We start from the raw sequence: 19220 nt of genomic DNA on the forward strand, positions 1-19220 counted from the left end.
GCGGAGCGGCGAATCCCGCACCGCCGCGAAGCGGCGAATCCCGCACCGCCGCGAAGCGGCGAATCCCGCACCGCCGCGGAGCGGCGAGTCAGCCGGGCAACGGAACGTTCTGCAGCCGGACCTGACCGCGCGCCAGGGTCCTGCCGCTCTCGGTGCCGGTGACGGTGACGAGCCACAGCTGCTGGACGCGGCCCTGCTGAAGCGGTTCGGCGACGACGTCGACGCGCTCCCCCGTGCTCGAGCGCAGGAAGTCGGTGCTGTTGTGCACCCCGACCGCGAACTGGCCGCGGTCCTGGACAGCGGCGCTGGCCCCGACGCTGGCCGCGGATTCGACGGCGGTGGTGTAGACACCGCCGTGCACGACGCCCCACGGAGTGTGATGGTCCCGGCTCAGATCGATGTGTCCGGTGACCCGGGTGCCGGAGACCTCGTCGAGCACGAGGCCCGCCGCCTGCAGGAAGGCGCTGCCGGCGGGGAGATCGGTAGAGGTGGTGTCCATGGCGTCACGCTAACTTCTGAAATTACAGTTAGCAAGGGTTTAGCCTCGATGCATGCGCTGGTTGGAGACGGACACCGCGAACTGTTCCGTGCAGCGGACACTGGACGTGATCGGCGAGAAGTGGACCCTGCTCGTCCTGCGGGAGGCGTTCAACGGCGTGCGCCGGTTCGACGACATGCGGCGGCACGTCGGGGTGTCCGAGCCGATCCTGGCCGACCGCCTGCGCAAACTGGTAGCCGCGGGAATTCTGCGCCCGGTGCCGTACCGGCAGGCCGGACACCGCACCCGCAACGAGTACCGGCTCACCGACAAGGGTCTGGACCTCTTCCCCGTCCTCGTCGCCCTGCTCCAGTGGGGCGACCGCTACTGCGCCGACGAGGACGGGCCCCCCGTGGTGGTTCGCGACCGGGTGAGCGGCCGGCCCGTCGCCGCGGTGGTCGTTCCCGCCGGCACGGCCGGACTGACCGCCCGCGAGACCGAATCGACCCCGGGTCCGGGAGCCCGGCCTGTCCCCGCCGACCGGCCGCACCGGTCCCGCGCGAGCGCATCGGCTGCCACCGGAACCGGCCGCGGCCCTGACACAATCGACGGGTGAACGAACTGCACACCCATCTGTTCGGCCCCGCCGACGGTCCGCAGCTGCTCGCCCTGCACGGCCTCACCGGTCACGGCCGGCGCTGGGAGCACCTCGCGTCGGAGCACCTGCCCCAGGCCCGGGTCATCGCGCCGGACCTGCGCGGGCACGGCCGCTCCCCGTGGACGCCGCCGTGGAACTTCGAGACGCACGTGCGGGACCTGCTCGCCGTCCTCGACGCCCACGCCTCGGGTCCGGTGCTGGTGGTCGGGCATTCGTTCGGCGGCGCCCTCGCCGTGCATCTGGCGGCGACCGCCCCCGAGCGGGTGCGCGGGCTGGTGCTACTGGATCCGGCGATCGGGCTGCCGCCGGAACGCATGCTCGAGATCGCGGAGCTGACCGTGCAGCACCCCGACTACACCGACGCGGCCGAGGCCCGCGCCGACAAGACGAACGGCGCGTGGGGCGAGGTCGATCCCGCGCTGCTCGACGCCGAACTCGCCGAGCACCTGATCACCCTCGACTCGGGCCGGGTCAACTGGCGCCTGTGCGTTCCCGCCCTGGTGACGTCGTGGAGCGAGCTGGCGTGTGAGTTCGTCCTGCCACCGGCGCACCTGCCCACGATCGTCGCGCGGGCCGCGAAGGTGCAGCCGCCGTACGTGACCGACGAGTTCCGGGCCGCCCTCGCCGACCGCCTCGGCACGAACCTCACGGCGCTCGACATCGACTGCGACCACATGATCGATCAGGCACGACCGGAGGAGACCGCGGCCCTCGTCCGGAAGCTGCTGTAGATGCCGGCAACGAGCGAGGCGGACGTCGAACGCGTCCGGGAGCTGGTGGCCTCCGTCCCCGAGGGCCGCGTGACCACCTACGGCGACGTCGCCGCGGCGGCCGGCCTGTCCAGCCCGCGCACCGTGGGCTGGATCATGCGGACCGACAGCGCGGACCTGCCGTGGCACCGGGTGGTCCCGGCCTCCGGAAGGCCCGCCGCGCACCTGGCCCACCGGCAACTCGCCCGGCTCGAGCTCGAAGGCGTGCCGATCCGCGACGGCCGGGTCGATCTCGCGGCGGCGCGGCACCGCTTCTGAGCCGGCTCACACCAGCGGTGGTGCCGCTCGCCGCGGCTCGAGGACGGCCGCGCCGAGCCCGGCCAGCACGTCGACCGCGGCGAGCAGTTCCGCGACCGGCCGGGTGAACGGCAGGCGCTGATGGTCGTCGAACGCGTGGCCGGTGCCGAATCGGGTGCCCGGCAGCAGGACGAGTCCCTGCCGTTCCGCCGCGGCGACGAGGCGGGTGGAACCGATGCCGTCCGGCAGCCGGCACCACAGCGACAACCCGCCCGCGGGCGGGACGAACCGCCACCCGGGCAGGCGTGCGGCGACGGCCGCGGCGAGCGCCTCCTGACGGGCGCGCAGCCCGGCGCGGCGCTCGTCGAGGATCCGCTGCCACTGCGCGAACAACTCCACGGCGGCGAGCTGGTCGAGGATCGAGACGCCGAGCTGGCGTCGCAGCAGCACCTCCCGCACGCGCGCGACGGTCGCCCGGTCGCCGCGCACCCAGCCGATCCGGATGCCGCCCCAGACCACCTTGCTCAACGAGCCGACGTGCACGGTGGCCGCGTCCGGGACCGCCGCCCCGAACGGCTCGATGTCGTCGCCGGCGAACGACAGCTCCGCGGCGACCTCGTCGACGACGGTCAGGACGCGGTGCCGCCACAGGGTCGCGGCGAGGGACCGCCGCGCGGCCACGCTCAGGCTCGCACCGGTCGGATTGGCGTGGTCGGGCATCAGGTACGCGACGGTCGGGGCGTGCTGCCGCGCGGCGCGATCGGCCTCGTCGACGATCACGTCCGGATCGTCGACGTCGACGGGCACGGCGACGGACTGGGCTCCGGTCGCCGCGATCGTCTCGAGCGCGCCGGGATGGCTCGGATGCTGGTGCAGCACCCGTCGTCCCGCCCCGACGACGGTGTGCAGGACGGCGTCGAGTCCGTCCGCCGCGGCGGCGGTGATCAGCACCTGCTCGGGGTCGGTCGGCAGTCCGCGGGCGGTGTACCGCGCCGCGACGGCGGCACGCAGCTCGGGCAGGCCGCTCGGCGCGTACCCGTGACCGGCCAGCAGGTCGGGCAGCCGGGTCTGCGCGACCGCGTAGGCGGCGGTCAGCAGGGACGACGCCTCCGGGGCGGCGTTGCCCAGGTCCAGCACGCCGGGCACGGGGGCGCCGAGCGCGGTGCCCCACGGCTGCCGGCCGTCGGGAGCGGCAACGAACGTGCCCGCCCCGTGCCGGGTGAGCGCCCAGCCGTCGTCGCGCAGGTCGCCGTAGGCGGCGGCCACCGTGACGCGGCTGACGCCGAGCGCGTCGGCCAGCGCCCGCTCGGCGGGCAGGCGCGCGCCGACCGGGAGCCGGCCGTCGGCGATGCGGCGGCGCAGCGCGGCGGCGACGGCCCGGTACAGCGGACCGCGGTCGGCTCCGACGTCGCCGAGCAGCGCCGCGAGCCGGGCCGCGGACGGGGTGGCGGACACGTCCTTCATACAGTCCACTTTCGCACGGTGGACCGGGATCTCCGGTCCACCGGCCCGAGAGAATAGGACCATGATCTTCCTGGTCGTTCTCCTCACCGCGCTCAGCCTGGCGGCGGCCACCTGGACAGTGCTGGACACCGCGCAGGGCGGCCGGTGCGGGATCGGCGGGCCGCCGCGCAGTCACCACACGCCCGACTGACCGCCCCGGCACACCGCGCCGGCCCGCGTCGGGCAGCATGAGCTCATGAGTTCGCTGACCGACGTCGAGGCCGTCATCGTCGCGGGCGGACGCGCGACCCGCATGGGCGGCGTCGACAAGCCCGCACTCGTCGTCGGGGGCCGGCGCATGCTCGACATCGCGCTGGCCGCGGTGGCCGGGTGCCGCCGGATCACCGTCGTCGGACCACGGCGCGACGATCTCGACCCGGCGGTGGTCCAGGTCCAGGAGCAGCCCGCCGGGGCCGGGCCCGTCGCCGCCCTCGCCGCCGCGGGTCTTCACGCACCGGTGGTGCTGGTCCTCGCCGCCGACCTGCCGTTCCTCACCGCGGACACGGTCACCGCACTGGTGGAGACCCTGCGCGGCGCCCCCGGAGCCGACGCGGCGTTCGCTGTCGACGACTCGGGCCGGATCCAGTTCCTGCTCGCCGCGTGGCGTGGTCCCGCGCTCGCCGACCGCCTCGCCGCGCTGGGGACGGATCCGGCCAATCAGCCGATGAAGGCCCTGCTGCCGGAGCGCTACGTCACGGTCCCGGTGGCGGGGACCGCGGACTGCGACACCCCGCAGGAGCTCGCGCAGGCCCGCGCCGCGCGTCCCGGGCTCGTCGCGGCCGACCCCGCCGCCGCCCGCGCGGAGATCCGGCGGTCGTTGCCGCGGTTGCCGGTCCGCACCGTGGCGCCCCAGGCGGCGGAGGGTGCCACCCTCGCCGCGCCACTCGTCGCCGCCGAGGCCCTGCCGCGGGCCGCGGTGTCGGCGATGGACGGGTACGCCGTCGCCGGCGACGGTCCGTGGCTGCTGCGCGCCGAGGTCCACCGGGCCGGCGCGACCGAGCCGTTCACCCTGCACGACGGCCAGGCCGCGCGGATCGCCACCGGTGCCTACCTGCCGCCCGGCGCGACGACGGTGGTGCGCGACGAACACGTCGAGGTGACCGACGGCACCGTGACCCGGATGCCCGGCGCCCCGGTGCGCGACGACGCGCGCCGTCGCGGGGAGGACTGGGCGCCCGGTCACGTGCTCGCCGAGGCGGGCACCGCCCTGGGCCCGGCGGTGGTCTCCGCTGCGCTGAGCGGCGAGGTGACCGCCGTGCCGGTCCGCGGGCCCGTCCGGGTCCACGTGGTCGTCACCGGCGACGAGATCCGCCGCGACGGGCCGCTGCGCGACGGCCAGACCCGCGATTCTCTCGGCCCCGTCCTGCCGCGGTTCGTGCAGTGGTGCGGCGCCGCCGTCGCCGGCGAGGCGCACCTGCGCGACACCGTCGACGGGTTCGACCGGCTGCTCCGCGAAGCCACCGACGTCGACACGATCGTCGTCACCGGGGCGACCGGCGGCGGGGCCGCCGACCAGCTGCGGGCGGCGCTGGCCCGCGCCGGCGCGGCGATCGTCGTCGATCGGGTCCGGTGCAAGCCGGGCGGTTCCCAGGTGACAGCGGTGCTGCCGGACGGTCGTGTGGTGCTCGGCCTGCCCGGCAACCCGGTCGCGGCCGTCGCGACGCTGCTGGTGATGCTGCCCGCCGTCGTCGACGGGCTGACCGGACGACGGCCGGAGCCACCGTGGACCGCGCCGCTCGCCAACGCCTCGCAGGTGAGCGGCGACGTCACCCGGCTGCTGCCGGCGACACAGACCGACGACGGACTGTGGGTGTGCGACAACGCGATCCGCACCGCACACCTGGCGGGGCTGATCGGGCGACGGGCGATCGCGCTCGTGCCGCCCGGCGCGGCGGACGACGATCCGGTGGAACTGGTGCCGCTGCCACACTGACCGGCGCGCCGGTCAGGCCGGGTGCGCGAGGACCCGGTATCCGGTCTCGTGGAGCCGCCGGTGCTCCGGCCACCGGTCGCGGGTCCAGCCGGGTTCGGTGTGGGCCGCGACGATCGCGGCGGTCGTCGCGGCGTGCAGGTCGAACTCGAGGTCGCGGCGCAGTTCCGGCAGGACGGTCCGCTCCCCCGCCGTGCGCGCCTGCACGATGGTGGCGACCGTCTCCGCGACCCGCGCGTCGGCGCAGCGCAGCACGCGACGATGCGCGAACGGCAGCACGACCCACAGCACCGCGACGGCGACGAGCACGCCGATCACCGTCTCGAGCAGGCGGTCGCGGGCCACCACGGCGAAGTCGTGCGGCACCCCGGCGCCGCCGAGCAGCAGCGCGAGCGGAGTGATGAACACCATCGCCACGCCGTAGTTCCGGACCAGGTACTCCTCGGTTCCGGCGAGCAACACCGCGACCACCACGACGAGCGCGACGGCCGTCGGGGCGGCCCACACGACCGCGGCCAGCACGCCCAGACCCACGACGGTGCCGGCGAACCGGTGCAGGCCCCGGTAGCTGCCCAGCACCCGGTCGGGTCCCTGATGCAGCACCATCGCCGCCGTGATCACCGCCCAGTCCGGCCGCCCGACACCGCACGCGAGCGCCAGTGCGCCCGCGACGGGACCGGCCACGACGAGGCGGAGGACGATGGTCCAGGATCGGCTGCCGGGCCCGGCGGCCCGCGCCAGCCGGTATCGCGCCGACGGGCGCGGCAGCGGTGGTTGCGGCCGCAGATCGTCGGTCTCGGAGGCGGCACCCTCGTCGGTTCCTGCGACGACCGTCGCGAGCCGCAGGTGCGCCGCTCGGAGCGTCCGGGTCAGCGGATGCGCGCCCCCGCCCAGCCGCCCGTCGTGCAGGCACATCCACGCGGCGTGCAGCGCCCGGACCGCCTCGTGCCGCGGCCCGGTCTCCGCCGGGGCGCGCAGGCAGGCGTCGACGGCCTCCACGGCCGCCGCCACCGCGGCACGCTCGGGTGCGCGGGGCCGGGCCACCGCGCCCGACATCGACACCACCACTGCCGTGCCCGCGCCGGCCGCGGTCCACGACACGACCGCACCGACCGGCACGCCGGCGCTCGGCAGTGCCGCCGCGATCTCCAGGGTGAGCAGCGGCAGGAACGCACCGGGTGCACCGAAGCGCAGCGCGTCGACCAGGAAGGCGCCCACGGCGACGACCGCCGTCATCACCGCCACGAGCAGCAGCCACGTCCATTCCGAACCCGAATGCACGAGCGTGCCGACACCGGCGCCCAGACCGGCCAGCGCGACGAGCACCGCCGCGACGACCATCACCACCTGCCACCGCGCCCGGTAGGCGCGGCCCTCGCCGTAGACGACGGCGAACGCCCCGAGGGCGGCCGTCGCGGCGACGGGCCCGTGACCGAGCGCGAGGCCTGCCAGGCCGGGCAGCGCCACCGCGGCGGCCGCGCGCAGGGCACCGGGCCAGCGCCGGCCCCGCCGGGGCACCCCGAGCAGGAGCGTCCGCGCAGGCCCCGGCGCCGGGATCGGCGGGCTCGCCGCGTCACTCCGGGACCCGGCTCCCGGATCTGTCACCGCTTCGGACACGAGGATCGACGATACGGCGCGCACCCGCGGTCGGCGGCGCCGTGTCGGCAAGGTCACCCGCGCAGCGGGCCTCCGGCGAGCAGCGCCGTCGCCGCCGACCGGTACCGCTCGGCCACCAGGCGCACGATCGAGTCGTGCACCCCGAGCGGGGCCGCCACCCCGTCGGCGCCCGCATCGGCGAGACGCGCGTGGAACAGCCCGTCGGCGAGCAGGTACGAGGCGACGAACACCCGGCGCGCACCCGCGGCGCGCAGTCCGGCGACGACGTCCGGCACGCGCGGGGCACCCGTGGCGACGTACCCGACGCGCACGGCGACGCGCGCGAGGGCCGACAACATGTCCGCGGCCCGTCGCACGTCGCCGAGGGCGCGGGGGTCGGAGGAGCCCGCCGCGGCGAGCACCACCGCGTCACCGGGTTTCCAGCCGGCCGCGGAGAGCCGGTGCAGCAGCACCCGTGCGAGCACCGGGTCGGGTCCGAGCGCGCGGGTGACCGCCACGGCGGGATGCCCACTGTCGGCGACCTCGCGTGGCACGTCGGCGTGCACGTGGTAGCCGGAGGCGAGGAAGGCGGGCACCAGCACGGTGGGCCGGCCGGAATCGCGCAGCACCTCCGCCGGCGAGGGTCCGAGGACATCGACGAACGCGACGCGGGTGGCGCCCACGTCGCGGGAGACGGCGTCGGCGAGGGACGCGATCATCTCGACGCCGCGCGGATTGCGCGTGCCGTGAGCGACGAGCAGCAGGGCCGGGTCGATCATGGTCACAACTCCTGATCCGGAACGGGGTCGGCCGGAGACGATGCCCCTAGCCGAGCGGGTATTCCTTGTCGGCGCAGCCCACCGGGTCGACCGCGAGCCGGTAGCCACGCTTGACGACGGTCTGCACGATCGTGGGGGCGCCGAGCGCGGACCGCAGCCGCGCCACGGCGGTCTCCACGGCGTGGGTGTCGCCGCCGCCGCCGGGCAGCGCGGCGAGCAGTTCCTCACGCGAGACGACCCGGCCGGGCCGGGCGGCGAGGGTGCGCATCAGCGCCATCGCGGCGGGCGCCAGGCAGCGGATCTCGCCGTCGACCACGACGCAGCGGCCGCGGACGCTGAGGACGTGCCCCCCGGCCTCGATGCGGTGGGCGCGCCGCGGCAGCTCTTCGGCCAGGTGCCGGGCGAGGGATCCGAGCCGGGCCCGGGCCGGTGCCGAGACCGGCACCTCCAGCTCGACCAGCGGCGCGGCCGTCACGGGCCCCACGCACACCGCGGTGACCCCGGTGCGCAGCGCGCGCAGCATCAACTCGAGCATGCCGGTGGCCTTGGAACGCATCAGCAGCGACGCGACGGCCGGCGCGCTGGTGAAGCTCACCGCGTCGATGCTGTGGTCGGCGATCTGCTCGATGAGCCGGTCCAGCGCGGTGGGGTCGTCGGGCGGGGTCCACCGGTACACCGGGACCGCCACCACGTCGGCACCGGCGTCGCGCAGCACCTCGCACAGGTCCGCGCCGGGTTCCCACTCGGTGCGGGCGCCGTGCAGCTGCACCGCGATCCGCACCCCCTCCACACCCTCGGCCAGCAGGTGCTCGAGCACCTCCGCGGACGACTCCGACGCCGGCGACCACTCCTCCCGCAGGTCGGCGGCCCGGATCGCGCCGGTGACCTTCGGCCCGCGGGCCAGGATGCGGCTGCCGCCCAGGGCCTCGCCGAGCTGCTCGGCGAGGCCCCAGCCGTCCGCGGCCCCCATCCAGCCGCGGAAGCCGATCGCCGTGGTGGCCACGGTGATGTCCGGCGGGGTGTCGAGGATGTCGCGCGTCACGCGCTCGAGCTCGGCGTCGTCCGCGAGCGGGATGATGCGGATGGCGGGTGCGTGGACAACCTCCGCGCCGCGCCGGGTGAGCAGGGTGGCGAACTCGTCGGCGCGGCGTGCGGCGGTGATGCCGATCGTGAAGCCGTGCAGCGGCGCGTTGTCCTCGCTCACGAACGCTCGCCGTAACCGCGGTGCACGGGCACGAGGCTGTGGATCTGGACGACACCGGCCCACACCCGCACGTCGTACACGGGCAGGCGGACCGACGGATCGTCGAGGCAGCGTCCGTCGTCCAGCGAGAAGACCTGCTTGAGCAGCGGCGAGGCGACGGTGGGCTCGCCGCTGCGGTCGCCGACGATCCCGCGCGACATCACCGCGGCGCGGCCGAACGGGTCGAAGTTGCCCACCGCCCGCAGACTGCCGTCGTCGAGCCGGAACAGCGCGGCCTGCTCGCCGCCGCGCAACAGCACGGCGACGCCGCGGCCGGGGATGAGGTGACTGAGCGGGCACGCCGACGTCCACTCCAGACGCCCGTCGTACACGCTGGCACGCGACGCGCGCTCGGGGGTGTGCGTCTCGATGACGGTCATGAATGTCCTCCTTGGAACTACGGACGGAATTCTCCGGGGCCGGTGTTTCTCGGGCGTTAACCCGAGATTCCCTCACGGTAAGAGGGCATTCCGACCAGCACCGGCACCTTCCGCTTGCCCGAGTCGTCGAACCGCACGGTCGGGTCGGCCACCTCGGGCGCGTTGACGAACGACACGAACCGGGACAGCTTCTCGGGGTCCTCGAGCACTCCCTTCCACTCGTCCCGGTACCCGGCGACGTGCTTGGCCATCGCCGCCTCGAGCTCGTCGCCGATGCCGAGGCTGTCCTCGCACACCACCGCCCGGAGGTGCTCGAGCCCGCCCTCGAGGGACTCGAGCCAGGGCGCGGTGCGCTGCAGGCGATCGGCGGTGCGCACGTAGAACATCAGGAACCGGTCGATGTACTTGACGAGGGTCCCGTCGTCGAGACCACCGGCGAGCAGCTGCGCATGCTTGGGCGACTGGCCGCCGTTGCCGCACACGTACAGGTTCCAGCCGTTCTCCGTGGCGATCACCCCGACGTCCTTGCCGCGCGCCTCGGCGCACTCGCGGGCGCAGCCGGAAACGCCGAACTTGAGCTTGTGCGGTGAGCGCAGCCCGCGGTAGCGCAGTTCGAGGTCGACGGCCATGCCGACCGAGTCCTGCACGCCGTACCGGCACCACGTCGAGCCCACGCAGCTCTTCACGGTGCGCAGGGACTTGCCGTACGCCTGGCCGGATTCCATGCCGGCGTCGACGAGCCGCTGCCAGATGAGCGGCAGCTGCTCGACCCGCGCACCGAACAGGTCGATGCGCTGGCCGCCGGTCATCTTGACGTACAAGCCGAAGTCGCGGGCGATCTCGCCGATGACGATGAGCTGCTCGGGGGTGCACTCCCCGCCGGGCATCCGCGGCACCACCGAGTAGGTGCCGTTCTTCTGGATGTTGGCCAGGAAGTGGTCGTTGGTGTCCTGCAGCGCCGCCTGCTGCCGGCCCAGGATGTGGTCCGAGTCGGTCGAGGCGAGGATCGAGGCGACGACGGGCTTGCAGATGTCGCAGCCGGTCCCCTGGCCGTACTTGGAGATCAGTGCCGAGAACGTGCGGGTGTTCGTGGCCTGCACGATCTGGAACAGCTCGGCCCGGGACTGCTCGAAGTGCTCGCACAAGGACTTCGACATGACCACACCGGACGCCGCGAGGAGCTGCTTGACGGTGGGCAGGCAGCCGCCGCACGTGGTGCCGGCGCCGGTGCAGGCCTTGACCTGGGCGATGTCGCACGCGCCGTCCGCGATGGCACCGCAGATCGTCCCCTTGGTGACTCCGTTGCAGGAGCACACCTCGGCGTCGTCGGGCAGCGACCCGGCGCCCGGCTTCTCTCCCGCCGGGGAGATCAGCGCCGCGGGGTCGCCGGGCAGCTCCCGGCCGACGAGCGGCCGCAGCGACCCGTACGCGGAGGCGTCGCCGACGAGGATGCCGCCGAGCAGTGTCTTCGCGTCGTCCGAGACGACCAGCTTGGCGTAGGTGCCCTTCGCGGCGTCCGACAGCACGACCTCGAGGGCGCCCGGAGTGGTGGCGTGCGCGTCGCCGAAGCTCGCGACGTCGACGCCGAGCAGCTTGAGCTTCGTGGACAGGTCGGCGCCCGGGAACTCGGCGGCGCCGCCGAGGAGCCGGTCGGCCACCACCTCGGCCGTGCTGTAGCCGGGGGCGACGAGGCCGTAGCAGGTGCCCTCGACGGCCGCGCACTCGCCGATCGCGTAGACCGCGTCGTCGGTCGTGCTGCGGCAGCCGAGGTCGGTGCGGACACCGCCGCGCGGGCCCAGCTCGAGCCCCGCGTCGCGGGCCAGCCCGTCCTGGGGACGGACGCCTGCGGAGAACACGAGCAGCGCGGCGTCGATCACCGACCCGTCGGACAGTTCCACCCTCAACCCGCCGGGGCCCTCGGTGATGCCGGCGGTGCCGACGCCCGTGTGCACCGTCAGCCCGAGATCGGTGACGAGCCGGGCGAGGAGCGCACCGCCGCCCTCGTCGACCTGCAGCGGCATGAGCCGGGGGGCGAACTCGACGACGTGCGGCGTCATGCCCAGCATCCGCAGCGCGTTGGCCGCCTCGAGGCCGAGGAGCCCGCCGCCGACGACGACGCCGACCGCTCCCGGAGCGGCCCGCTCCGCGCCGGCCCGGATGCCGTCCAGGTCGTCGAGGGTCCGGTAGACGAAGCACCCGGCCAGATCCTTGCCGGGAATCGGCGGGACGAAGGGGTACGAGCCGGTGGCCAGGACGAGCGCGTCGTACCCGATCACCTCACCGGCGTCGGTGGTGACGGTGCGCCCGGCACGGTCGATCGCCGCGGCCCGGGTGCCGATCCTCAGCTCGACCAGGTCGTCGCCCTCGTACTCGTTGCCGGCGAGGGCGAGTTCCTTCGAATCCCACGAGCCGACATAGGAGGACAGTCCCACGCGGTCGTAGGCGGGCAGCGGTTCCTCGCACAGCACCGTCACCGACCAGAGGTTCTTCTCGTCGCGGGCGCGCAGCGCCTCGACGAAGCGGTGGCCCACCATGCCGTGTCCGACGACGACAACAGACTTGTGGCTCATACCGTTTCCTTCTTCCTTGCGTACGTGATGGGGGGCCGGCCGCGGTCAGACGCGGGTGGCCACCGTGTCGGCGGTGACGTCGCGCGGTGCGGGCGTCTCCGCGGGCGGGGCGGTGGGTCGGCGCAGGAACACGGCCCAGGTGACGACGATGCAGACCAGGTAGAAGGCGAGGAACACCCAGAACGCCATGGTCGCCGACTTGGCTTCGCTGCTGTAGGACGCGCGCAGCACCAGGTTGATCCCGACGCCGCCGAGTCCGCCGATGGCGCCGGCGAATCCGATCAGGGCGCCGGACATGCTGCGCGCCCATGCGGCCTTCCCGGCCCGGTCGAGCGAGTCGAGGCTCTGCGCCTTGGCCTCGAAGATGGACGGGATCATCTTGTAGACGGAGCCGTTGCCGATGCCCGAGAGCAGGAACAGGGCGATGAACCCGAGGACGAAGGTCACCATGATGCCGCCGGTGGCGGCGCCGGCGGTGGCGTCGTCGAGGGTGCCGGCGGTGACGAGCAGTCCCGCCGCGAGGGCCATTGCCGCGAACGTGTACAGCGTGATCCGGCCGCCCCCGATCCGGTCGGCCAGCTTGCCGCCGAGGGGCCGGGCGATCGAGCCGAGCAGCGGGCCGATGAACGCGATCTGCGCGGCGTGCAGGGAGGCCTCGGCGGCGGTCGCGCCCCCGGCCAGGAAGTTGATCTGCAGCACCTGCCCGAACGCGAAGCTGAAGCCGATGAAGGAGCCGAAGGTGCCGATGTAGAGGAAGCTGAGGATCCACGAGTCGCGGTACCTCAGGGATTCGCCCATCGCCCGCAGGTCGGCGCGCTGGTCACCGAGGTTGTCCATGAACAGGGCCGCGCCGAGCGCGGCGAAGGCACACAGCACCAGGTAGACGGCACACACGATCCACGGCTCGGTGTTGCCGACGGTGGCGATGACGAGCAGGCCGACGAGCTGGACCACCGGCACGCCGATGTTGCCGCCGCCCGCGTTCAGGCCCAGCGCCCAGCCCTTGAGCCGCTGCGGGTAGAAAGCGTTGATGTTGGTCATCGACGAGGCGAAGTTGCCGCCGCCGAGTCCGGCGACCGCGGCCACCACCAGGAAGGTGGTGTACGAGAAGCCGGGGTTGAGCATCAGGTACAGGGCCGCGACGGTGGGGATCAGCAGCACCAGCGCGCTGAACACCGTCCAGTTCCGACCGCCGAACCGGGCCGTGGCGACGGTGTAGGGAATGCGCAGCAGCGAGCCCACGAGGGTGGGCACCGCGACGAGGAAGAACTTGCCGGCGGGATCGATGCCGTAGACGTCGGCCGGCATGAACAGCACCATCACGGACCAGATGGACCAGACGGAGAAGCCGACGTGCTCGGCCAGGACGGACCAGATCAGGTTCCGCTTCGCGATCTCCTTGCCGCCGGCTTCCCATGCCGCCGTGTCCTCGGCGTCCCAGTGTTCGATGCGGTGCTTGCGCGCGAACTTCGCACGCAGGCCTTCGGTCGGTGATACTCCGGTCGTTGCGGCCACCCCATGCCCCTTCCTCGGGTCGGTATCGATGGACCCAAGGTAGGAAACGGGTGTTGCCGCGGTGCTGCCCTCGGTGACTGCCGCGTCAAGAGATGCTCACCTGCGGCAGGAGGCCTCCGTGAGGTCGGCGCCGCGGGTGCTCGCGGGCTGTGGACCGGCACCGGAACCGCCCCAGGTGTCCTCGACGTACCGGGGCCGGCAGGCGACCCGGCCGGCGATGAGCACCACGAGCGCCGCACACCCGAGGAACGCGAACGGCGCCGTCCAGCCGCCGGTGGCCTCGCGCAGCACACCGACCAGCACCGGGCCGAGACACGCGACGGTGTAGCCGAGACCCTGGGTGAAGCCGGACAGTGCGGCGGACGCTGCGTGGGTGCGGGTGCGCAGATTGATCAGGGTGAGCGCCATGGGGAACGTGGTCGGCCCGACGCCGATCGCCAGCACCCACAGCGCCGTGGCCGTCAGCGGCGCGAGCAGCAGACCGGTGAACCCCACCGCGTAGCACGCCACGCACACGACGACGAGCGGGAACGGATCCCGCATGCGGGCGCACGCGGCGGGAGCGACGAACGAGGCGGTCAGGCCGACGAACGAGAACAGGGCGATCATGGCGCCGCCGAGCGCCTCGCTGCCGCCGGCGTCGAGCAGCACCGCGGGGATCCAGGTGAACATCGAGTAGGTGATCAGCGAGGTCATGCCGAACATGCCGGCCATGCCCCACGCGACGGGCGAGCGCCACACCCGGCCGGGCGTGGGCTGGGAGTGCGGCGCGTCGCCGGCGGCCGGACGCGTGCCGCGGGCCCGGTACAGGACGCCGATCCACGGGATCGCCGCGGCGAACGCCCACGCCGCCCACAGCCCGATGGACCAGCGCCACCCGGCGGCCTCGGCGACGGGGACCGCCGCGAGGGCCGGCAGCACCGTCCCGATCTGGACGCCGACGATGTACACGGTGCTCACGACCGCGAGCCGGTCGGAGAAGTACCTCTTGACCAGTGGCGGGATCACCACGTTGCCGACCCCCATCCCGGCGAGCGCGAGCGCGGAGAACGCGAGCAGTGACCACGTCTCGTGGGTCAGCGCGCGCGCTGCCATGCCGAATCCGGCGGCCAGCATCGCGACGAGGGCCGTGGCCTCGAGTCCGGCCCGGCGCGCGATGACGGGGGTGAGCAGCCCGAACACCGCGAACATCGCGGTCGGCACCATGCCGAACACGCCCACCACGGCGGGCGCGAAACCGAGCTCGGCGCGGATCTGCTCGGCGAGCGGGCTGAACGAGGTCACGGCGAGGCGCAGCGTGAGCGCGGACATCACGATCGCAACGAAGACCAGGAGCCGTCCCCGCAGGAGGGACGGGGACGAGGATCCGGCACCGGTGACAGCCACGAGTGAAATCATAGGATGACCCGACGTCTATCGTCGAAGGCGTTTTCCGGATGCAGGAAGGATTCCCATGCGCACCGTGCGACGCACCAGCCTCATCGCCCAGGTCACCGAGCAGTTGCGCGACCAGATCCGCACCGGCGCCTGGGCGGTGGGCACCCGCATCCCTCCCGAACCCGCCCTGGCCGAGCTGACCGGGACGGGCCGCAACACCGTGCGCGAAGCCGTGCAGGCGCTCGTGCACTCGGGGCTGCTGGAGCGGCGGCAGGGCTCGGGCACCTACGTCGTCGCCACCTCGGAGGTGGGCAGCGCTCTCGGCACCTACTTCGCCGACGCCCACGAGCAGGACGTGCTCGAACTGCGGCAGGCGCTGGACGTCACCGCCGCAGCGCTCGCCGCCCGGCGCCGCACCGACGCGGACGCCGCGCACCTGACCGAACTGTTCGACGCGCGGATGCGCGCGTGGGCCGACCCGCGTTCGGCCGCCGCTCTCGCCGCCGACGTCGCCCTGCACCGCGCAATCGTCGAGGCCAGCCACAACGCCGTGTACCTCGAGTTCTACGACTCGCTGCTGCCCGTCATCGAGGAGACGATCCGGCGCCGCGTCGACGAGACGGGGGCGGGGTTCCACGACGAGCACCGCGAGCTGGTGCTCGCCGTCGTCGCGGGAGAGCCCGGCCGCGCCACCGCCGCCGCGCTCGCGATGTTCGGGGAGCTGCGCGGCGGCGAAGGCTAGAGGAGCAGCCGCACCAGATCCGAGGTGTGTGCCAGCCCCGGGAACGCCTCCTCCGTGGAGCGCGGATGCAGGGCGTGCACGGCGAGCCGGAACATCACCGCGCGCAACAGCATCTGCGGCCATTCCGGCAGGTCCTCCCACCGGCCGATGAGCTCGTCGTCGGCCCCGCCCCACGACAGCGCGTCGACGACGGCGACACCGGCCGCCCACGACGCGGGCCGCCAGTAGGGGGTGATGTCGGTCAGGCCCGGCGCGGCGCTGCCGGCGAAGAGCACGGTGCCGAACAGGTCACCGTGCACGAGCTGATCGGGCAGGTGGACCGGCTTGCGCAGCGTCGCGAGCTGGTTGATCAGGTCGATGCTCTTGCGTCCGTCGGGAGTGACGGTTTCCGGGGCGCCGGCGGCGCGGGCGGTGCGCAGGGGCACCGCCTCCCACGCCGCGCGGTCGGCGGCGACGAACACGTCGACGTCCTCCCACGGCGCCACGGGCGGCTGCATGAGGAAGCGCGGCCGCTCCAGCTGGGCGGTGGCCGCGTGCAGCCGCAGCGACAGGGCCACCACCTCGTCGTGCCGCGGTTCGGAGGTGCCCACGATGTAGGTGTCGGCGCGCCAACCGGAGACGACGTAGCGGCCGTCGGTGGAGCGGACGGGCCGCGCCAGTCGCACCCCGTCGACCCCGAGGGTCTCGCGCACCTTCGCCGACCACGCTGCGCGGGCATGGTCGGCGACCGGCGAGAGCACCACGTCGCCGCACCGCCAGCCACCGTCCCAGTCCGCCCCGAGCGGGACCGGTTCGACGTCGCGGAGGCCGAAGGTCGAGCGCACGTGCTGCGGGGGTTCGAGGGGACTCACGGGGCACACCGTACAGTCGGCGCCGCCCCGTTGAGGGGAAGGCACTCCGTTACCCGGGGACACCATTCCCGCATCGTTATCTTCCCCGTATTCCCCTCAGTACACGGGCAGCGAAGGGTCCACCTGCTGCGCCCACGCGAGCACCCCGCCCTGCAGATGCGTGGCGTCCGCGAAACCGGCCTCCTTCAGCACTGCGAGGGCCTCGGCCGAGCGGATCCCCGTCTTGCAGTGCAGCACGATCGGCCTGTGCTGCGGCAGCTCCGCCAGCGCCTCGCCGGAGAGGATGCGGTCCTTCGGGATCAGCCGCGCCCCCTCGATGTGGACGATGTCCCACTCGACCGGCTCGCGCACGTCGATCAGCTCGATCTCCCGGTCCGACTCGAGCAGCCGGCGCAGCTCGGTCGGGGTGATGGTGGACTCGGCGAGGGCGGCTGCGCCGTCGTCCGGCACCACACCGCAGAAGGACTCGTAGTCGACCAGCTCGGTCACCGGCACCCGGCCCGGGTCGCGGCGCAACGTCACCGTCCGGTAGCTCATCGCGAGAGCGTCATAGATCATCAGGCGTCCGAGCAGCGACTCGCCGATGCCGGTGATCAGCTTGATCGCCTCGGTGGCCATGATCGACCCGACGGACGCGCAGAGCACCCCGAGCACGCCGCCCTCGGCGCAGGACGGGACCATCCCGGGCGGCGGCGCCTCCGGGTACAGGTCCCGGTAGTTCAGCCCCCGCCCGTCCGGTGCGGCCTCCCAGAACACCGACACCTGTCCCTCGAACCGGAAGATCGACCCCCATACGTACGGCTTGCCGGCGAGGACCGCGGCGTCGTTGACGAGGTAACGGGTGGCGAAGTTGTCGGTGCCGTCGAGGATCAGGTCGTACTGCTCGAATAGTGCGACGGCGTTGCCGGGGTCCAGGCGCACCGGGTGCAGCCGCACCTCCACGTTGTCGTTGATCCCGCGGATCGTGTCGCGGGCGCTCTCCCCCTTGGGGCGGCCCACGTCGGCGATCCCGTGGATCACCTGCCGTTGCAGGTTGGACGATTCGACATCGTCGAACTCGACGATGCCGAGGGTGCCGACACCCGCCGCGGCGAGGTAGAGCAGCACCGGCGAACCCAGGCCGCCGGCGCCGATGCACAGCACCCGCGCGTTCTTCAGCCGCCGCTGCCCCACCACCCCCACCCCGGGGATGATCAGGTGCCGGCTGTAGCGGGCCACCTCCTCGCGCGTCAGGTCCGCAGCGGGTTCCACCAGAGGTGGTAATGGGCTCACGACAGCTCCTCGGCCGGCTCGATCGGGCGGTTACCCGATTGTCCCATCCTCACGCCCGCGGATACGGCCACGGGTTGAACCTGCAGGTGAGTCCGTCGCGGGGGACGAGGCCCTCGGGATCGAGGCCGGCGATGTCGTCGTTGGCGGTGCCGAAGGACTGCTGCATCATGATCGGCGCGAGGCCCCCGTCGCTGCCGCACCCCTCGTGGGCGGCGAAGCCGATGGCGTGCCCGACCTCGTGGTTGATCTGATACTGACGGTAGGAGCCGATGTCACCCTGGAATGCGACGGCGCCACGCACCCACCGCGGCTCGTTGAGCAGGACCCGGCCCAGGCCCGGGTTGTAGCACGACACCTCCAGCTCGATGTCGTACCCGCAGCCCTGCCGGATCGTCATCTGGGACGTCAGCGACACCCGGAAGTCGGGCACGCCCTGATCGACGCGACGGAACGCGAACGCCGGGTCCTGTGTCCAACTCTTCGGGTTGGCCAGGGTCTCGTCGACCATCCGGGCGAACGCCGCGTCGCCGCCGTAGCCGGTGGCGTCGACCCCGTCCTCGATCTCCACGGTGTAGGTGTAGACGCGGCCGGTGCCGACCTGACCGCTGGTCCCGGGCACCACCCGCCAGGTGCCGGCGCCGGCCACCGTGAACGGCCCGCCGTCCGGGAGCGCGCCGGACGGCAGATCGGCGGGGAACGTGCCGTCCGCGACCGGCGCGGGCACGCCCACCACGTCGCCGGATGCGGCCGCCGCGTCCCCGGCCGCCGTGGCCTCGGGCGTGCTGCCACCGGTGCGCAGCGCATCCACCAGGACGATCACCGTGAGGACCGCGAGGACGGGGATGGCGTAGGCCCGCCATCCGTAGGTCGCGACGAACCGGCCGAGCCGGGTCTGCCTGCGCACCCCGCGGTCCGGGCGCGGCGGACGAGGAACCTTCTCCCCGCCCGAGACGGGATCCCACTGAGCTCGCAGAGGCTGGTGGGAAGGGGCGCGGCTGCGTCGCCGGTCGGACGTCCGGTCCTCGGGTGTCCGGTGCGGACTGCGCACCGGGCGGCGCGGTGTGTCCGTCACGCCGGCTCCTGCTCGGTCGGTCACGGTTGCCAGACTCTCATACGGCCGTCGCCGGCCGTGCCGGGTCGCCGAGCGCGGGCGCCGACCGCCGCCACGCCGATGTGGCGCCGCGCACAGTGGGCCTTCGGCTGGGATACTCGTGGGTAGGGGTGCACGGCACCTCGAGGCCCCCCGGCCTGTAACGTGCAGAGACGATTGCACGTCGTAGTGGTAGGCATCACTTCGACGAATTTTTCGGATTGGGAGC

General features: G+C 73.5%; 18 protein-coding genes. 6 read left to right on the top strand and 12 right to left on the bottom strand.

Going from position 1 to position 19220, the window contains the following annotated elements:
* Positions 1-88: 88 nt before the first annotated feature.
* Positions 89-499 carry a PaaI family thioesterase gene (locus KZJ41_RS18135; RefSeq protein ID WP_029544569.1) on the bottom strand — a complete coding sequence of 137 codons (411 nt, stop codon included), beginning with the start codon at positions 497-499 and terminating at the stop codon, positions 89-91.
* A gap of 52 nt (positions 500-551) precedes the next feature.
* Between KZJ41_RS18135 and KZJ41_RS18140 the strand changes: the two genes are divergently transcribed.
* Genes KZJ41_RS18140 through KZJ41_RS18150 form a run of 3 tightly spaced genes read left to right on the top strand, consistent with a single transcriptional unit; the run spans position 552 to position 2164 of the window.
* Positions 552-1094 (top strand): helix-turn-helix domain-containing protein, encoded by a 543-nt coding sequence (locus KZJ41_RS18140; RefSeq protein ID WP_185712830.1) that lies wholly within the window; start codon positions 552-554, stop codon positions 1092-1094.
* Positions 1091-1867, top strand: a complete 777-nt coding sequence (locus tag KZJ41_RS18145; protein WP_161995522.1) for an alpha/beta fold hydrolase — start codon at positions 1091-1093, stop codon at positions 1865-1867. Before KZJ41_RS18140 ends, KZJ41_RS18145 begins: the two co-directional genes overlap by 4 nt.
* Positions 1868-2164 carry an MGMT family protein gene (locus tag KZJ41_RS18150; RefSeq protein WP_006942757.1) on the top strand — a complete coding sequence of 99 codons (297 nt, stop codon included), beginning with the start codon at positions 1868-1870 and terminating at the stop codon, positions 2162-2164.
* Positions 2165-2170: 6 nt separating this feature from the next.
* Here the strand turns inward: KZJ41_RS18150 and KZJ41_RS18155 are convergent, their stop codons facing one another.
* Positions 2171-3607 (bottom strand): PLP-dependent aminotransferase family protein, encoded by a 1437-nt coding sequence (locus KZJ41_RS18155; protein WP_029544575.1) that lies wholly within the window; start codon positions 3605-3607, stop codon positions 2171-2173.
* A gap of 61 nt (positions 3608-3668) precedes the next feature.
* On the opposite strand from KZJ41_RS18155, the gene KZJ41_RS28470 reads away from it, so the two are divergent.
* Both KZJ41_RS28470 and KZJ41_RS18160 read left to right on the top strand, forming a co-directional pair.
* Complete coding sequence (locus KZJ41_RS28470) at positions 3669-3797, top strand: hypothetical protein (protein ID WP_006942753.1); 129 nt, start codon at positions 3669-3671, stop codon at positions 3795-3797.
* A gap of 45 nt (positions 3798-3842) precedes the next feature.
* The gene (locus KZJ41_RS18160) at positions 3843-5579 is read left to right on the top strand and encodes an NTP transferase domain-containing protein (protein WP_251549376.1); all 1737 of its coding nucleotides are present in this window, start codon (positions 3843-3845) and stop codon (positions 5577-5579) included.
* A gap of 12 nt (positions 5580-5591) precedes the next feature.
* Here KZJ41_RS18160 and KZJ41_RS18165 read toward each other — a convergent pair whose 3' ends face one another.
* From KZJ41_RS18165 to KZJ41_RS18195, 7 genes are all read right to left on the bottom strand, one after another.
* Positions 5592-7094, bottom strand: coding sequence for an FUSC family protein (locus KZJ41_RS18165; RefSeq protein WP_210432840.1), 1503 nt, complete (start codon positions 7092-7094; stop codon positions 5592-5594).
* Positions 7095-7246: 152 nt separating this feature from the next.
* Entirely contained in the window at positions 7247-7951 is a 705-nt protein-coding gene (locus KZJ41_RS18170) for a sirohydrochlorin chelatase (protein ID WP_006942747.1), read from the bottom strand.
* 46 nt (positions 7952-7997) lie between these two features.
* The gene (locus KZJ41_RS18175) at positions 7998-9155 is read right to left on the bottom strand and encodes a uroporphyrinogen-III synthase (protein WP_006942745.1); all 1158 of its coding nucleotides are present in this window, start codon (positions 9153-9155) and stop codon (positions 7998-8000) included.
* Positions 9152-9574, bottom strand: a complete 423-nt coding sequence (nirD, locus tag KZJ41_RS18180) for a nitrite reductase small subunit NirD (RefSeq protein WP_006942743.1) — start codon at positions 9572-9574, stop codon at positions 9152-9154. The genes KZJ41_RS18175 and nirD overlap by 4 nt, the downstream gene beginning before the upstream one ends.
* Before the next feature lie 56 nt (positions 9575-9630).
* Positions 9631-12144, bottom strand: a complete 2514-nt coding sequence (gene nirB / locus KZJ41_RS18185; RefSeq protein ID WP_065922412.1) for a nitrite reductase large subunit NirB — start codon at positions 12142-12144, stop codon at positions 9631-9633.
* A gap of 45 nt (positions 12145-12189) precedes the next feature.
* Positions 12190-13659 (bottom strand): NarK/NasA family nitrate transporter, encoded by a 1470-nt coding sequence (locus KZJ41_RS18190; RefSeq protein WP_029544583.1) that lies wholly within the window; start codon positions 13657-13659, stop codon positions 12190-12192.
* A 96-nt stretch (positions 13660-13755) separates the two neighbouring features.
* Positions 13756-15057 (bottom strand): MFS transporter, encoded by a 1302-nt coding sequence (locus KZJ41_RS18195; protein WP_251549379.1) that lies wholly within the window; start codon positions 15055-15057, stop codon positions 13756-13758.
* 55 nt (positions 15058-15112) lie between these two features.
* On the opposite strand from KZJ41_RS18195, the gene KZJ41_RS18200 reads away from it, so the two are divergent.
* Positions 15113-15778 carry a FadR/GntR family transcriptional regulator gene (locus KZJ41_RS18200; RefSeq protein ID WP_006942737.1) on the top strand — a complete coding sequence of 222 codons (666 nt, stop codon included), beginning with the start codon at positions 15113-15115 and terminating at the stop codon, positions 15776-15778.
* On the opposite strand, the gene KZJ41_RS18205 is transcribed toward KZJ41_RS18200, so the two are convergent.
* From KZJ41_RS18205 to KZJ41_RS18215, 3 genes are all read right to left on the bottom strand, one after another.
* Positions 15775-16629 carry a TIGR02569 family protein gene (locus KZJ41_RS18205; RefSeq protein ID WP_006942736.1) on the bottom strand — a complete coding sequence of 285 codons (855 nt, stop codon included), beginning with the start codon at positions 16627-16629 and terminating at the stop codon, positions 15775-15777. The two genes, KZJ41_RS18200 and KZJ41_RS18205, sit on opposite strands and share 4 nt — an antisense overlap.
* A gap of 96 nt (positions 16630-16725) precedes the next feature.
* Entirely contained in the window at positions 16726-17901 is a 1176-nt protein-coding gene (gene moeZ / locus KZJ41_RS18210) for an adenylyltransferase/sulfurtransferase MoeZ (protein ID WP_006942735.1), read from the bottom strand.
* A 49-nt stretch (positions 17902-17950) separates the two neighbouring features.
* Entirely contained in the window at positions 17951-18997 is a 1047-nt protein-coding gene (locus KZJ41_RS18215) for a DUF3152 domain-containing protein (RefSeq protein WP_373566439.1), read from the bottom strand.
* Positions 18998-19220: the final 223 nt, after the last annotated feature.

It is taken from the genome of Rhodococcus sp. 11-3, from assembly GCF_023704055.1.
Classification (GTDB): domain Bacteria; phylum Actinomycetota; class Actinomycetes; order Mycobacteriales; family Mycobacteriaceae; genus Rhodococcus; species Rhodococcus aetherivorans.

Coding starts and splice junctions, on each gene's coding strand:
- KZJ41_RS28470 (WP_006942753.1), top strand. CDS start 3,669: ATGATCTTCCTGGTCGTTCTCCTCACCGCGCTCAGCCTGGCGGCGGCC.
- KZJ41_RS18140 (WP_185712830.1), top strand. CDS start 552: ATGCGCTGGTTGGAGACGGACACCGCGAACTGTTCCGTGCAGCGGACA.
- KZJ41_RS18160 (WP_251549376.1), top strand. CDS start 3,843: ATGAGTTCGCTGACCGACGTCGAGGCCGTCATCGTCGCGGGCGGACGC.
- KZJ41_RS18150 (WP_006942757.1), top strand. CDS start 1,868: ATGCCGGCAACGAGCGAGGCGGACGTCGAACGCGTCCGGGAGCTGGTG.
- nirB (WP_065922412.1), bottom strand. CDS start 12,144: ATGAGCCACAAGTCTGTTGTCGTCGTCGGACACGGCATGGTGGGCCAC.
- KZJ41_RS18155 (WP_029544575.1), bottom strand. CDS start 3,607: ATGAAGGACGTGTCCGCCACCCCGTCCGCGGCCCGGCTCGCGGCGCTG.
- nirD (WP_006942743.1), bottom strand. CDS start 9,574: ATGACCGTCATCGAGACGCACACCCCCGAGCGCGCGTCGCGTGCCAGC.
- KZJ41_RS18170 (WP_006942747.1), bottom strand. CDS start 7,951: ATGATCGACCCGGCCCTGCTGCTCGTCGCTCACGGCACGCGCAATCCG.
- KZJ41_RS18135 (WP_029544569.1), bottom strand. CDS start 499: ATGGACACCACCTCTACCGATCTCCCCGCCGGCAGCGCCTTCCTGCAG.
- KZJ41_RS18200 (WP_006942737.1), top strand. CDS start 15,113: ATGCGCACCGTGCGACGCACCAGCCTCATCGCCCAGGTCACCGAGCAG.
- KZJ41_RS18195 (WP_251549379.1), bottom strand. CDS start 15,057: ATGATTTCACTCGTGGCTGTCACCGGTGCCGGATCCTCGTCCCCGTCC.